At 59.5% G+C, this 15,092-nt stretch carries 10 protein-coding genes; 4 read left to right on the forward strand and 6 right to left on the reverse strand.

Going from position 1 to position 15,092, the window contains the following annotated elements; translation table 11 throughout:
- The first annotated feature begins 522 nt into the window (after positions 1–522).
- Entirely contained in the window at positions 523–1,881 is a 1,359-nt protein-coding gene (locus tag Q7L05_RS14530; protein WP_303908201.1) for a dihydrolipoyl dehydrogenase family protein, read from the forward strand.
- Positions 1,882–1,909: 28 nt separating this feature from the next.
- Here Q7L05_RS14530 and Q7L05_RS14535 read toward each other — a convergent pair whose 3' ends face one another.
- On the reverse strand, positions 1,910–2,902 hold the full coding sequence (locus Q7L05_RS14535; RefSeq protein WP_303908203.1) for an SDR family oxidoreductase: 993 nt from the start codon (positions 2,900–2,902) through the stop codon (positions 1,910–1,912).
- A 659-nt stretch (positions 2,903–3,561) separates the two neighbouring features.
- On the opposite strand from Q7L05_RS14535, the gene Q7L05_RS14540 reads away from it, so the two are divergent.
- From Q7L05_RS14540 to Q7L05_RS14550, 3 genes are all read left to right on the forward strand, one after another.
- The gene (locus tag Q7L05_RS14540; protein ID WP_303908206.1) at positions 3,562–4,458 is read left to right on the forward strand and encodes a HEPN domain-containing protein; all 897 of its coding nucleotides are present in this window, start codon (positions 3,562–3,564) and stop codon (positions 4,456–4,458) included.
- A gap of 321 nt (positions 4,459–4,779) precedes the next feature.
- Positions 4,780–7,068, forward strand: a complete 2,289-nt coding sequence (locus Q7L05_RS14545) for a hypothetical protein (protein ID WP_303908209.1) — start codon at positions 4,780–4,782, stop codon at positions 7,066–7,068.
- A gap of 361 nt (positions 7,069–7,429) precedes the next feature.
- Complete coding sequence (locus Q7L05_RS14550; RefSeq protein ID WP_303908212.1) at positions 7,430–9,727, forward strand: hypothetical protein; 2,298 nt, start codon at positions 7,430–7,432, stop codon at positions 9,725–9,727.
- Between the two features lie 223 nt (positions 9,728–9,950).
- Here the strand turns inward: Q7L05_RS14550 and Q7L05_RS14555 are convergent, their stop codons facing one another.
- The 5 genes from Q7L05_RS14555 to Q7L05_RS14575 form a co-directional block, all read right to left on the reverse strand.
- On the reverse strand, positions 9,951–10,448 hold the full coding sequence (locus Q7L05_RS14555) for a DUF3179 domain-containing (seleno)protein (RefSeq protein WP_303908215.1): 498 nt from the start codon (positions 10,446–10,448) through the stop codon (positions 9,951–9,953).
- A gap of 29 nt (positions 10,449–10,477) precedes the next feature.
- A complete protein-coding gene (locus Q7L05_RS14560) occupies positions 10,478–10,996 on the reverse strand; it encodes a DUF3179 domain-containing (seleno)protein (RefSeq protein WP_303908217.1) in 519 nt (172 codons plus the stop codon).
- A 67-nt stretch (positions 10,997–11,063) separates the two neighbouring features.
- Positions 11,064–12,626, reverse strand: a complete 1,563-nt coding sequence (gene zwf, locus Q7L05_RS14565; RefSeq protein WP_303908219.1) for a glucose-6-phosphate dehydrogenase — start codon at positions 12,624–12,626, stop codon at positions 11,064–11,066.
- Positions 12,627–13,076: 450 nt separating this feature from the next.
- Positions 13,077–14,201, reverse strand: coding sequence for an ABC transporter permease (locus Q7L05_RS14570; RefSeq protein ID WP_303908223.1), 1,125 nt, complete (start codon positions 14,199–14,201; stop codon positions 13,077–13,079).
- Between the two features lie 2 nt (positions 14,202–14,203).
- Positions 14,204–15,092 (reverse strand): ABC transporter permease (locus Q7L05_RS14575; RefSeq protein ID WP_303908226.1); only part of this gene is annotated, 889 nt, incomplete at its 5' end.

Genomic DNA, 15,092 nt, shown 5'->3' on the forward strand with positions numbered 1-15,092 from the left:
CAAGTTCATCAGGAGGAGCCTCAGCGACGCGGCAATCTCGCTGTTAGGACACCAGGTCACCTCGTCGCCGGGACTCCTCGTAATGACAGCGGGGGGGAAGTTCATCAGGAGCCGTACCCCCCTGCTGCGCAGGCCCGAATCAGTGAAGAACCGGTAACCACGGGGTACACGGGGACCACGGGGTAAACAAGTTGTTCGGGTTTTTTCTCCCCCCGTGCGCCCCGTGTTCCCCGTGTTCCCCGTGGTTCGAAGTTCAAGGGAAGGCTGAATCGTTACGTTCTTAAGAAGCTCCACCTTCCGCTCCCGCGCCGATCAGTGACCAACTCGAACTGTCATTGCGAGGAGCCCCAGCGACGAAGCAATCTCGAAGAGCCGAGTACCAGATTGCCGCGTCGCTGGGGCTCCTCGCAATGACACGCGTCGAGAGGAGCTCTCCAGAGCGTTTCCGTGGACGTATCCGGCACGAGCATCTAGGTTTCGAGAAGCAGGGAGGTGGCCTGGGTAAAGCGACGGAGAGTGGCTATGGAAGCGGTGGATGCGATTGTCATCGGCAGTGGCCAGGGAGGGATTCCGTTTGCCACGACCCTGGCTGAACAGGGCAGGCGAGTGGTGCTGTTCGAGCGGGAGCGTTTCGGCGGCAGCTGCATCAATTGGGGCTGCACCCCCAGCAAGGCATTCCTGGCCGCAGCCCACGCCGCAGGCAGAGCCTCTGCGGCGGAGGTGCTCGGCGTGAACTGTCACGTGACGGTCGACTTCCCGAAGGTGATGGGGCGTGTGCGCGAGATTCGCGACCGTTTCGCACGGTCGACACAGAGCCGGCTCGAGGCGGCGGGTGTCGAGGTGGTGGAGGCCGAGGCATCGTTTGCCGAGCAGGGCCACGTTCGGGGCGGGGGCCGGAGCTTTTCCGCCCCGGTGACCGTGATCGATACCGGCAGCTCGGCCGCGCTGCCACCCATTCCGGGACTGCAGGAGACGTCCTACTTCACCGACCACAACATCTGGGAGCTGGAGCGCTGCCCCGAACGGACGCTCATCATCGGGGGTGGCTTCATCGCACTGGAGATCGGCCAGGGTCTGGCCCGGCTGGGGAGCGAGGTGCATCTTCTCGTCCGGGGCGACCGCGTGCTGGCCAAGGAGAGTCCGCAGGTGAGTGCGGTGCTCGAAGAGGCGTTGCAGCGGGACGGGGTGGTGCTGCACCGGCGCTCCGAGGCGAAGCGCGCCTCGCCGCTTGCCGGTAATCGGGTTGCCCTGGCATTGAACAACGGGGAGATGCTTGAAGGCGATGCGCTCCTGTTGGCCACGGGACGGCGACCCAACACCAAGGCACTGCATGCCGACCGGGCGGGGATCGAACTCGACGAGCGCGGACATATCAGCGTCGACGATCACCTGGAGAGCACACGGCCCGGGGTCTACGCCTTCGGAGAGGCCGCGGGCCAGCCTGCGTTTACCCATGTCTCCTGGGAGGATCATCGCAGGCTGTTGGCAACCCTGGCCGGACAACCGCGCCGGCGCGATGACCGAGTGCTCGCCTATGCCGTCTTCACCGAGCCACAAGTGGGCCGGGCCGGTCTGAGCCCGGAACAGGCCGCCGCGAAGGGGGTCGCCGTGCGCGAGGGATACGTGGATATCGGCAACACGAACCGGGCCATCGAGTGGGGCCATGATCCCGGCTTTTTCCAGTTGACAGTGGATGCCGAAAGCGACCGCATCATCGGCGCCACCCTGGTCGGTTACGAGACGGCGGAGTTGGTGCATGTGCTGCTCGACCTCATCGAGACCGGCGTCACGGCATCGCAGCTGGAGCCGCTGCAGCACATCCACCCCACCTATGGCGAATACCTGCCCTCGCTCGCCCGGGCAGCCCGGCAACCTGAATAATGCCGGCAGGACCGCATCCGGTTTCCCGTCACATCATCCAGGCCAGTAGTAGCGCAGCCGCGGCCACGGCCACGGCTAAAACTGTGGTAGTGAACGGCCTGTGCGTGGTCAACCAAAACTGGACGCTGAAAGGCCTGGTGCGATCGGAAAATCGTCCATGGACCCCGTAGAAGTCAGGCAGCGGATGATAAAGATTGGAAGGCCGATCGGGATCGATCGTCTCGTCTATCATCTGGCTCTCCCAGGCCTGTTTTGCCGCCAGTCGGTCTCCGAGAGCTGGAAAGAACTTGTTGCCCCAGATGGTCTTGACCGCCGGCCAGCCCACCTTCAGTTCGCGCCGCCGATGTTCCGCGGCCCATACGATGGCACGAGCGGCCAGTTCGGGGCGGAAGATCGGCGGTACCGGCTGGGGGTGCTTATCGACGTGGGTGCGTGACCACTGGAACTGCGGGGTGTTGAAGGCGGAGAGTTGTACCATGGTGACGTGAATAGCGACCCGCTCGTGGATCAGCTCGCTACGAAGCGATTCGGTGAAACCCCGAATGGCGAATTTGGAGGCACAGTACGCCGACTGCAGCGGGATCCCCCGATAAGCGAGTGCCGAGCCGACTTGAACAATCGTCCCCCGGTTACGCTCGCGCATGCGCTTCAGCGCCGACAAGGTGCCATGCACGGTGCCTAGATAGCAGACCTCGGTGACACGGCGATATTCATCCGCGGTCATGCGCTCGACCGGACTGAATACCGTGACGATCGCATCGTTCACCCAGACATCGATGGGACCAATTTCCCGCTCCGTCTGCCCGGCGGCGGCTTCGACCTGTTCCGCGTCCGACACATCGGTTGGAATGGCCAGTGCCCTTCCGCCCACTTCCCTGACCTCTCGCGCCGCGCCCTCCAGGCCGGCTTCGCCGCGGGCCAACAGGGCGACGCTGGCGCCGGTTTGCCCGAAAGCTATGGCAGCGGCCCGGCCGATACCGGCCGACGCCCCGGTGACTACCACAACCTTTGAACCATCCATGGCTGACTCTCGACTATGCAACCGGATGCGACTTGTGCTTGGTCTCGTCTACTGACCCTAGCAAGTATCGGAAAGGCTGTGAGGCATCGTTGGTGGGGTTTCGCAGTCACTTCAATGAAGGGGCATCGGGGCTCCTCTCGCCACTCAAACCACTGTTGCCGATCAGCGCTGCAGGCCGGAGAGTAACGTCTGTGCGATCAAGGAAAGCGTCCCGGCAGGCATTTGCATTTTGGCGTACACCCGCAGCCCGAAGATACCGGTCATGAGGAGCTTCACCTGCGCCTCGGGATCCGTGGCGGCGGGCTTATTCCCCGGAGCAGTGCCCCGCGTTGTTGTATTACACCCTCCCCCGGACCGGCATCGCCGGGCGCAGCGGCCGCCTGAAGACCGCTGTATGGTAGTGGAAAACGGATTGCGATAAAGGGGCATGCGCTTGTGTCCCGGGGCAACCGCGTCTCGCGGCAGGTGGTGTCCGTCGCCCGATCGGGGGAGTCGCTGTCGATACGCCGAGCCATTCACAGCTGTCCCGACTTGCCGTTGTCTGTGCGCCCCTTTACCATCGAACCCGATATCCACTACGTTTCCGCACGGCAAAGCGCCGCGGAGAAAATCGACAGGCCGACCGAGGCACAGGCGACAGGCAATAGGGAAGGGCACCGATGTACCGAAAGGAAGAGAGCCTCAACGACCGCGGAAAAATGCAGACCGACCTTTCCCACCTGCCCGAAGCCAAGCAGCGCGAGCTTGGCGAGATCGTGCGCATCATCCGGGCGCACGAAGACGTCGAGATGATCATCCTCTTCGGCTCCTATGCGCGGGGCGACTTCAAGGAGGAGAGGGATCTTGCGCCGAAGCGCTGGTCCGGCCACGCCTCTGATTACGACATCCTGGTCATCGTTGAGGACAAAGCACTCGCCGCCGACGCGGCACGCTGGTCCAAGGTGGAAGACGCCTGCAACCGGGCCGGCCTCTCGGCACTAGTGCGGCTCATCTGCCACTCCATCGACGAGGTGGACAGAGCTCTGGAGGAGAGTCGCTACTTCTTCCTCGACATCAAGCGGGAAGGGCGCCTGCTGTACGACTCCGAGCTGCACGAACTGGCCGAACCGCGGCAGCTTTCACCGGAAGAGAAACGGCGTATCGCCCAGATCGACTTTGAATCCTGGTTCAATCGAGCCACCCGCTTCTATCGGCATTATCAAATCGATTACGAAGAAGGCGATCTCCGCGGCGCGATGTTCAACCTGAATCAGGCCGCCGAATCCGCCTACAAGGCGATCCTCCTCGTCTTCACCGGCTACTGCCCCCACGAACACTTCCTCAAACACCTGGGACTCTCCGCCGAACGCTTCGGCCCGGTGTTCGAGGCGATCTTCCCCCAACGCACCCGCGAAGAGAGCGAACGCTTCACGCTACTGGACAAAGCCTACATCGGCGCCCGCTACCACAAGGACTTCCAGGTGTTCTGGCAGGAAGTGGAATACCTCGCCCCACGCGTCAAACAGCTACTGGAAACGACGGAGTCGCTGTGCCGGGAACGGATTGCCGCCGGCTAACCCTCTCACGGCTGCCGTTTACAAGCTTACCGATTCGGGAAAGAGGGCGAGATAGGTGGGTAAAGAGGCGTTACAGCAGCTATCGGCCGATACCCGTCATTCCCGCGAAGGCGGGAATCCAGGTAGCAGCGGCAGCAATCGGCCAGGAGCCGTCATTCAGGCACGAGCGGGAGGTGCTCAAATCGGTATACTGGCCCCGGATCCCAGGATTCTAGAATTCGAGGCGAAAGACAGGAGTTTGGGGAAATCGCCATACTTTGCCGGAAGTTCGAGACCTGCTCGATCGAGTGCGAAAGAAGAGCAAGGCACAACGGAGCATAAATGTCACAACAGTTTGATGCGCACGCGCAGGGAGCCGAAGTAAATTACCAGCTTCATTCACTCGGTTGGAAAGCGTTTCAGAATCTCTGCACAACGATAATGGCAGAGGTATTTGGGCAGACTGTCCAAACCTTTTTTGACTCCCATGACGGGGGGCGCGATGGCGCGTTTCGCGGAACCTGGAAACCTAAATATGGCGAAGCCCTCACTGGCACTTTCACCGCGCAATGCAAGTTCACTGCAAAAGCAGACGTGCAAGTTAAATTTGGCGAGCTTACTGGTGAGCTTAACAAGGCTAAACGCCTGGCCTCCCGCGGGCTCGCTTCCAACTACATTCTCTTTACCAATGCTCGGCTAACGGGGACGGTTGAAGAAAATATTAAAGAAGCCTTTGAAAATATTCCGGGAATCGATAGGTTTGTCGCATATGGGTGTGAGCGCATATCGCAGATGATTCGCGAGTCCGCGCGACTAAGAATGCTGGTCCCGCGCGTGTATGGGTTGGGCGACCTAAGCCACATCATGGACCAAAGGGCCTATGACCAGGCGCAAGAAATTCTTGCCGCAATAGGGGATGATTTGCGCAAGTTTGTCATTACCGACGCCTACCGCAGAAGCGCGAATGCTTTAACTGAGCACGGTTTTGTGCTACTGCTCGGCGAACCTGCATGCGGTAAGTCGACGATTGCTGCGACACTGGCTCTGGCGTCCCTCGACAAGTGGGGTTCATCAACAGTCAAGGTCCGGAATGCGGATGACTTCGTTACACACTTTAACCCCCATGAGAAACAGTTTTTTTGGGTCGATGATGCGTTCGGGCCAACTCAGTTGGATGTAACAAGTGCGGTTGACTGGAGCCGCACCTTTCCGCACATACGTGCCGCGATCCATCGCGGGGCAAAAGTACTTTTCACCTCTCGTGACTACGTATATAACAGCGCAAAACGCTTTCTCAAAGAATCAGCGCTACCTGTCATCCAAGAGTCGAAAGTGGTAATCCACGTACAAGACATCTCTAAGGCTGAGCGAGAGCAAATTTTATACAATCATGTTCGCTTGGGCTCTCAGCCTCAGAGTTTCAAAACAAGACTTAAGCCGTTTTTGCCGAGCGTGGCAGCGCACAGAGCATTTAGCCCAGAAATTGCGCGGCGGCTAGGTAACCCGCTATTCACCAGAAATCTTGTAGTTACGGATAGTGGTATTGACGCCTTTGTCGCGCGTCCTTTGAAACTGTTGGCTGAGGTTATCAATACGATAGATGACGGGGCGCGCTCGGCTTTAGCGCTAGTATTTATGCGCGGGGGCGAAGTGGAAAGCCCTCTTCAGTTCTCCGAAGACGAAGAAATCGCGATAACCCGGCTTGGCGGAACACAGTCACGAGTCGTCGAGTCGATGAATGCTCTTAATGGGAGTCTGCTTCTCAACACCGTGAGCAGCGGAACACATAAGTGGCGTTTCAAGCACCCTACTGTACGAGATGCGTTTGCTGCAGTCATTGCAGACAATATGGAGCTCATGGATATATATCTCGCAGGCGCACCTCTCCGAACTCTTTTGTCAGAGGTGTCGTGCGGCCATATCGGCATCAAAGGCGTAAAAGTTATCGTCCCAACAAACCGCTATGACGCAGTAATTGAACGTTTAAGTGAAATGAATGTTGGCAAGTGGCCTGAGAAAACCTCACTTTATCGGTTTTTGGCGTACCGTTGCGATAAGCTATTTTTGACGAAATTCATTGCAATTAATCCTGACTTCCTGGGTGGGCTGCAGATGTACTCTTATTTGTCGGTCGTGCCGGACGTAGATGTTTTACTAAAGCTGAACGAGCTCAAGTTATTGCCAGAGATTAACAGAGTTAAAGCCTTCGCTCGCATAAGGCAGTTGGCTGTTGACACGCCTGACTCTGATTTCCTTCGGGACGACTTTAGGAACCTGATCACTTCTGATGAACGCAAAGACATTTTGACTCACGTTCGCGCGGACTTGCTGCCGAAGCTCGACGAATGCCTTGATGACTGGAGGAGTAACTTTGATCCAGAAGAAGACGACCCCGGAACGTATTTTGATTTGCTGAAATCTGCGCTACAGGATTACCAAAGAGAATTTCGACAAGATAAGGATGCAGCTTTGGTGATTTCTGATGCGCTGAATGGAGTAGAAAGTCTCATCGAGACATTGTTGTCGGAAATGCCAGAGGAAACAGATCCGCGAGATTACTCGGCGGGGGGAGAACTACCACGTGAAAATCAAGCTGGATTGCGTTCGATTTTCGATGATGTTGACGCTTAGGCAGCAACTGAGCCGAAGTGGACTTGTCAAGCTCCCGAAGCTAAGCCCTTGGCGTCACCGCAGATGCCAGCTGTGGCTAAGGGATGCCCACGAATGTCTGTAGCCGCCCCGAATTCAGCGGCGCGGGAGGCAGTTTTCGTATCGCTGCACTCAAGGTCGACTGACCGTCCGCTGTGGGTCGGAGTCCCGGCTGCTGCTGATCGGCTTAGGCGAGATTCGGCCAGGAGCGGACATTCAGTAGAAAGGGACCACTCCAGCAAATCGGTATAATGATCCCAAAGCTGCCACCTTCAAAAGAGGCGGGGCTGGCAAGAAGCAGCCAATATGGAACCGTGTACGTCCCACTATAGGAAGATTATTCGTGGATACACTGCGCGTCGATATTAGCTATCGTCCCTTGAGAATTGCCTGGGCGATTCGCGCGGGCGACTTCGACGCCTACAGAAAGGCGATCCGGTACTCCAGTGCACTGTGGGGAGGCCGCTTCAATCCAATCATTGTTGTTGACCACGAGTCGGCAAGTCAATTGATCGATCTGTTCAGGGTCGATTTCATTTTTCCGGTTGGTGAATCGGGCGAGCTTAATGACTTTACAAAGAAGTACCCGCATCTAATCAATCCACTCCATGGCCCGATTTTTGTCGAGAAAACGGAACACTATCCACCCTATGCGAATGTTCTTGACGTACGGAATGCCCTAGCACATTGGAGGGAAAAGCTTGGGAGGACACCGGTCATTAACAAGGGGGCTCGGCTGCGTAGGTGGCGGCCAGACGATCCGCTTTCAGACATACTATTGGCGCAATTGGGCGATTATCCGTCAGTCGAAGAAGTTGGAACAGACTATCGAAGCCTGTTGCTTGAGGTATCAGAAGGCAATGACTCGACGTTAGAAATTACACAGCCAGTACCGGCCGACGTTATCCAACATTCAGGGATTTGGCACTTATCCCGTGTCGGCTTAGAACGCCACTATAGTCCAGGCGCTGGTCGCGATAGCCCGGGCTTCTTCGTGGGCAGTGCTGCGGACTTTGATGACTTGGTGTGCCATTGGAATCTGAGGGCGTGCGACATTCCGCTCTGGTTCATTGACCCAAACCATATCGGACGCTATGCGGAGCTAATTCCATCCTGGGAAAAAGCAATGCGAGAGATGGTCGCAGGCTATCGCCACGAGTGGGATCGGCGGGTGGCGATATGGACTCGGCGCGAAGATCTTGAGGATGCGTGCAAACCCTTTGGAAATGCGGGCTTCTTGCGCTGCCGCGTAACGGATCACACATGGAATGGGCGAAATGTGCGAGCGCCAATGATGCACTTCGGGTATGCGTCTGCCCTTGGTGTGCTGGGCGGCGAAGGAGGAAAACCGAAGGTGTCGTTCGCTTTGCCTGAAAAACCTTTTTGCGGCGACATATCTTTCAGTCGACAGAATTTGGTGGCGTCTATGTCACTTATTGGCGCGTTGTATGGGGACGAGCAGCACACTTTCCATCCGCCGTACATTCCAGAGCTTAATGAGTTTTATGGACGCACAATGCACTTTCTGTATGACAGGGTGCGGGTTGAGCCCGAGCGTATAGGTCTCGTGATTGATGCGGCAGACCGCGACACCTTTTTGTACGCGTTGCCCGTGGGCGAGCTGACGGAGCGAGTTTTTGACTTAGCTGGTTACGCGGCGAAACTGAGCCCCGCTGGGTTAGTGACAAGACAGCTGATTGCGAGGCTTGGCGGTATTCATGGAGCAAGGGTATTCAAGATCCCGGGTGTTCGTCGACTACTCAAGACTCATGGTCCAGGCGGGGCTTTCACAAAACGGTCGGCTCTTCAGATTATTGGCTGCAAAGACCCCCACAGGCCCGATGTCACTTTTAATGACTTTGATGATCTGTACATAGAGCCCCGGCCTCCTGGCGAAAAGCTTAAACAAGATGCCGTATTTGGGTATCTTGTCGAGAAGGGATTATTCCGAATCGGTGTCGAGCTTGTGTGCCCAAGCTGTAGAATGGGCACTTGGACGTCTTTGGATGCGTTGAAACAACGTGTCGTATGCGATCTTTGCGGGTATGAACATGACGCGTCTCGGCAACTGACTGACTCGAATGAATGGCATTTCCGGCGCTCAGGTGTGTTCGGGGCGGAGAAGAACGCATTGGGCGCTGTGCCTGTATCACTGACACTTGATTATCTTGGGGAAGAGTTCGGAGGGGGGCTGCATGAAGGGTCTTATTCGCCATCGTTAGACCTGAAGCCAAAAGACGGATCTGGGGCAAAGTCTGAGGTTGACTTCGTATGGATCATACCAAGGGCTTACCCGCGAAAGACCGTGGTGATACTCGGGGAGTGTAAAGACCAGGGTCCGATCAGTTCGCAAGACATTCAAATCCTGAGAGCGATTGCAGATGCGCTTCCTCGTAAACGTTTCAAGACGTTCGTAGTACTGTCCCAGCTAGCACCGTTTTCCCGCGAGTTAACTCAAGCGGCAAAGTCGTTGAACGATGAGTATCGTCGGCGGGTTATTCTGCTTACGGATAGGGAGCTAGAGCTAGAGCGCATTCGCAGATTAGCCAAGAATGAACAAAAGAAGCTTGTTAGTGGGTTCTCTCCGGAGGATATGTCAGATTTGACCACAGAGATTTACTTCACAGAAGAGAAGGCGTAATAGGGTAAAGGACGTACCATGGTGTCTGCCTGATTGGCAGCTTTGGGTCGTAAGCTGCCGGTTGCCACTTGGATTCCCGCCTTCGGGGGATGACGGGTGCGGGTCGGAAGCAGACGGATAAAGGTGGCTCCAAGCGCAGCCTCTCAGCGCCGGCAAACCTCTCCTCAGCAGTTCATAAACAGCTATTAACGAGGATGTAATTGGGGCGGCACAGGTGATTCGATCACTCATGGAGTGCGGTCTCGGGGAAGAAGCCGTACCAGGCAAACCACATCACCTCAAAGGCGTTTATCCGCTCCAGGGGCAGTTCATCCGGGGCGTAGGCCTCACCATCCACGATCAGATTGCCGTCGCCTTTGGTGAGATCGAGTCCACCCGGTGCGTGATAGACATAGCCGGTGCCGAGCCGTTCGTCGTACACGGCAATGGCGGAATCGGTAGCGATCCGCCCCTCCATGACCTTTTCCCGGGCCAAACGCTCTTTTCGAAACGCGACGGCACCGGAGGCGGTTCGGGCGCCGATCACCACCTCCTTGGGCGGCAGGCGCGAGTCGGTGTGCAACACGGGGAAACGGGGCGGCACGTCGGTGCGGTAGTAACCGCGCTTCGGATGATAGCCTCCGTAGGGATCACCGAAATACTCCCTTGTGTATCCGGTGTCCGTCGACAGCACGGTGGTGTCGGGGTGGAGTGACTTCCATTGAGACCAGGTCGTCCACACGACAGGAAACCCTTTCAAAGACTGTCCCTTCAGCGGGCGCTGATGGCCGTCGACAGGATCTGGGGCCACAGGCTTTCGGTGGCGCGGTCATAGAGGATCAGGTTGCTGTTGACGAGCTGACCCGACACGCCCAGGGTCGTGTCGCCGCGCTCGAAGCCGAGGGCCGTGCCGGTCAAGGGGCAGTAGGTGATGCTGATTGTTCGATCGCCGATGCGGTCGTTGACGACCTCGTGCCATACCAGGATACCCCGCGGATAGGCTTTGGCTTGGCCGTTCAGGGTCACGCCGAAGACGATGTCGTCGGAAGACAGATAGCGATCGGCTTCTTCGGGCGGGATGAACCGAGGCTTGTCGATGGATGGGATGCCGTCACGGCCCGGTCCGCCCGCCACGACGCTGCTCTCATAGCTCTCGAGAGGAACCGCCAACGGCGCGGCCAGCGGCTGAACGGGTAGCTTGCCCGTGTTAGACAAAATGGAATTGTCGGTCCCGCCGGAAACGGCCAGCGGCAGAAGGCAGAGCAGAAAAGCGAACAGGGTGCCTCGCATGTTCTCCTCCCGAAAAGTGACTTGCTTGAAGGGTAGTCAAAGGATGGGTGTATCCCTGCCCCCGTGCTCACGTCTGCGAATTGCACATCCCGGGACTGTCCTTGATGGCGCGCCACCGGTGTCTGTTGCGTTCCAACAAGGCATCGGCCTCCGGTGGGCCGTCGCTGCCTGCCGGGTAAGCGGGCAGCGGAGCACCGCTCCGGGCGCTCCAGGCCTCCTCAATTGGGGTGATCAGACGCCACTGCGCCTCGACGCCGTCGGAACGGGTGAACAGGGTGGGATCGCCGCGCATGGCGTCGAGCAGCAGCACGGCATAGGCGGAGGGCGGGTTTTCACCAAAGGCGGAGCGGTAGCAGAAGTCCATACTCACCGACACCGTCTTGCGCTCCGCCCCGGGTTGTTTGGCGCCGAAGGCGAGGCTGATGCCTTCGTCGGGCTGAATGCGCAGGTTGATGACATTGGGCCGCAGTGCCTGCTCCTGCGGAAACAGGGCGAGGGGCGGGTGGCGAAAGTGCACCGCGATCTCCGTCAGTTGGCGCGCCAACCGTTTTCCCGTGCGCAGGTAAAACGGCACGCCGGCCCAACGCCAGTTGTCGACGTGCAACTCCAGCGCGGCATAGGTCTCGGTGCAGGAATCCGGCGCTACTCCGGACTCATCCCGGTAGCCGGGGATCCCGGTGCCATCGACACGGCCCGCCCGGTACTGGGCACGCACGGTACGACGAGAGACCTCTTCCGGGATCATCGGGCGAATGCTGCGCCACACCTCGATCTTCTTGTCGCGGACGGCATCGGCATCGAAGGCTACCGGTGCCTCCATGGCGGTCAGCGCCAGCAGCTGCATGAGATGGTTGGCCACCATATCGCGCAGGGCCCCGGATTCCTCGTAGTAGCCGGCCCGGTGGCCCACGCCACCGGGTTCGGCGGCGGTGATCTCCACATAATCTACATGGCCGCGGTTCCAGAGCGGTTCGAAAAGGGCGTTGCCAAAGCGGAAAAAGAGGATGTTCTGGACCGTCTCCTTGCCCAGGTAATGGTCGATGCGGTAGACCTGTCTTTCCTTGAAGGCCTCGGCGACGGTGGCGTTCAAGGCGCGGGCCGAGGCCAAGTCGCGGCCGAACGGCTTTTCGATGACGATACGCGACCAGCCTTTCGCTTCCCGATTAAGGCCGGCGGCTGCAAGGCCGTGAATGATGGGTGGCGCGGCGCTGGGCGGGGTGGCGAGATAGAAGAGCCGGTTTTGGGCGGCGGGCTCCGATCGTTCATTGAGGTCGTCGGCCAGGCGACGGTGCGTCTGCGGATCGGCAAAATCGCCCTGCAGGTAGGAGAGGCGCTGTGCGAAGGCGCGCCATTCGTCTTCGCCGAAGGGCCCACTCTCGTCCGAATGGTCCACCCCCTCTCGCAACTGTTCCCGAAAGGTGTCGTGATCCATGGCCTGCCGGCCGACCCCCACCACTTGAAACTGGGGGGCCATGCAGCCGGTACACGCCAGGTGGAAAAGGGCCGGAATCAGCTTGCGCCAGGTGAGATCGCCGGTGGCGCCGAAGATTACGATCACGCAGGGATCGCCCTGGGGCAACGCACCGGATGACGGCTCAACGTGGGTCGTAAGTTCGATGCCGCTCGTCATGGCTGTTTTCCCATTGCCATTCTGGTTATCGTCGTGGATGGAGGGGTTAGGTTACGCCCTTGTGGCGAAGGATAGACGGACGGCGCACGTACAAGCGCGAATACGCGTAGATATCTCTTGCACCGACCGCCAAGCCCTTGACGTGCCGGGAGACAAATGGGCAGGGGAGTGGTTTTTTCCGGATAGAATTTCTTGCTCTCGCCAAGACGTCAAGAACGCCAAGGGACAAAACCCTGCGGGGCACGCTTCCTCTTTCGCGGGTGGCACCGGTTTCGCCCCCGTTAATCGGCTGAATGAGATCGTAAATCTTGGCGTTCTTGGCGTCTTGGCGAGAGAAAATGTTTTTTTTTGCGCCCACAACTCCTGCGGAACAGCCCTGATTATTAAGTGAGGCCGCATAAACGCAAGCCTGTCGAACGACAGGGCGGAACTCTGCCCAACCCGCCCACGTCAACCGCTCAGGCTCATCGAGCGGCGGAAGAGGGCAAGGCTGGCCGCGAAGAAGGCGGCCCCCAGTCCCGCCATCAACATGAGTTCGAGCCAGACCGATTCGATGCCCGCGCTGCGGAACGCCACCGCCTTGGCGAAGGCCAGGAAGTGGCGCGAGGGCAGCGCCAGCGTCAGGCGCTGGATGATCTCGGGCTGACTCTCCACTGCGCCCATGCCCCCCGACAGCATGATCACCGGGATGATCACCATGATCACGAGCAGCGCGAACTGCGCCATGCTGCGCGCCATGGTGCCCAGAAACATGCCGATCGCGGCGGCCGCCCACAGATAGACCGCCGCGCCCGCGACCAGCAGCGGTACCGATCCGGCCACCGGTACCTGCAATACCCCCTGCACCACGAACAGAAGCGAGCCGATGAAGGCCGCCAGCACCACCGCCATCGTCGCCAGGACTTTGGACAGCGCCACCTCCACCGGGGTCAGCGGCATCACCATCAGATGCTCGATGGTGCCGTGTTCGCGCTCACGCAGCATTGCCGCGCCGGTCAGCGCGATGGTCAGCAGCGACAGCTGGTTGAGCAATGAGGACACCGCCTTGAACCAGACCGGATTGCCGTTGGGGTTGAAGGCCCGGCGCAGTTCCAGCCGCAGAGGCGAATCGGGCGCATCCGGGTTGCCCGACAGGAAGGCGCGGGTTTCCGAAAGCACGATGCTGCTGATGTAGTCTGTGCCGAGCTGCGCCTGCGACACCGCCGTGGCATCGACCTGAAGTTGCGCGGCGGGCCGCTTGCCGGCAATCACGTCGGCGGTGAAGTCAGGCGGAAAGGATAAGACGAACATGATCCGCCCCGTGTCCATCGCGGCACTCGCCTGAACGGGAGGCATCGCAACCGGCGTCTGGAACCAGGGTGGCGCCAGCGCCGCGGAGATCTGCCGGGTAAGGGGGGACTGGTCTTCGTCCACGATGGCGATGGCCGCGTTGCGCACCGTGTCCCCCGCGCCACTGGCCTCCAGCATCACGGCGACGACGAAGGACCAGACGATCAGGATCACCATCACCGGATCGCCCAGCACGCTCTTCAGCTCCTTGCCGAACAGCCAGAAGATGTTGGTCAGGCGCTGCACGATCACCGCTCCTGCTTGCGCAGTGCGAGGATGGCCAGACCGGTGAAGACGGGCCCGAAGGCCGCCAGCCGTATCAGCGCTCCGCTCAGATCGGCCAACCCCAGCCCCTTGGTGAAACTGCCTACGCTGATCGCCATGTACCAGGTCGTGGGCCAGAAGGTGCCCAGCAGCCGCGCCGGACCCTGAAGCGAGGAGACCGGCTCCATCATCCCGGAGAACTGCAGGGTTGGCATCACCGACAGGATGGTGCTGGCAAAGACCGCCGTGACCTGGGTCGCGGTCATCATCGACACGATCAGGCCAAAGCCGGTCGCCGCCACCGCATAGATCAGCGCCGCCAGCGCCAGCACCAGCGGGTCACCGCGCAACGGCACACCCAGCACCACGACCACCAGCGCCGTCAGGATGGCGAAATTAAGCATCGTGATACCGATATAGACCAGCTGCTTGCCGATCAGGAACTCGGCCCGCCCGGTGGGGGTAACGTAGAAATTGGTGATCGTGCCGATCTCCTTCTCGCGCGCCACGCTGACCGCCATCAGGATCGCCGGAAACAGCAGCAACAGCAGCGGCGGGATCGAGGGCCCGATGGCGGGCAGGCTGGCCATCGTCGGGTTGTAACGGAACCGCGGCTCCAGCTCGACCGGTGCCGCAGGACCTGCGGTTGCAGGCTGTGCGAGCATATCGAGCGCGGGCACCGCGCCGGCTCCCTCGGCCAGCACATGGGCGTGGGCGCCCGCGACGTAGCTTTCTATGGTGCCTGCGCGCCCGGTATCGGCCCCATCGATCCTCGCCGCCACCTCGGTCCCTGTGCCGCGCCGCAGATCCGCGCCGAAGCCGGGCGGGATCTGCAGGGCCAGCGCGAGTTCGCCGCTGGCCCGTCGCCGTTCC

It is taken from the genome of Thiohalomonas denitrificans (genome assembly GCF_016841685.1).
In the GTDB taxonomy this organism is placed as follows: Bacteria; Pseudomonadota; Gammaproteobacteria; order Thiohalomonadales; family Thiohalomonadaceae; genus Thiohalomonas; species Thiohalomonas denitrificans_A.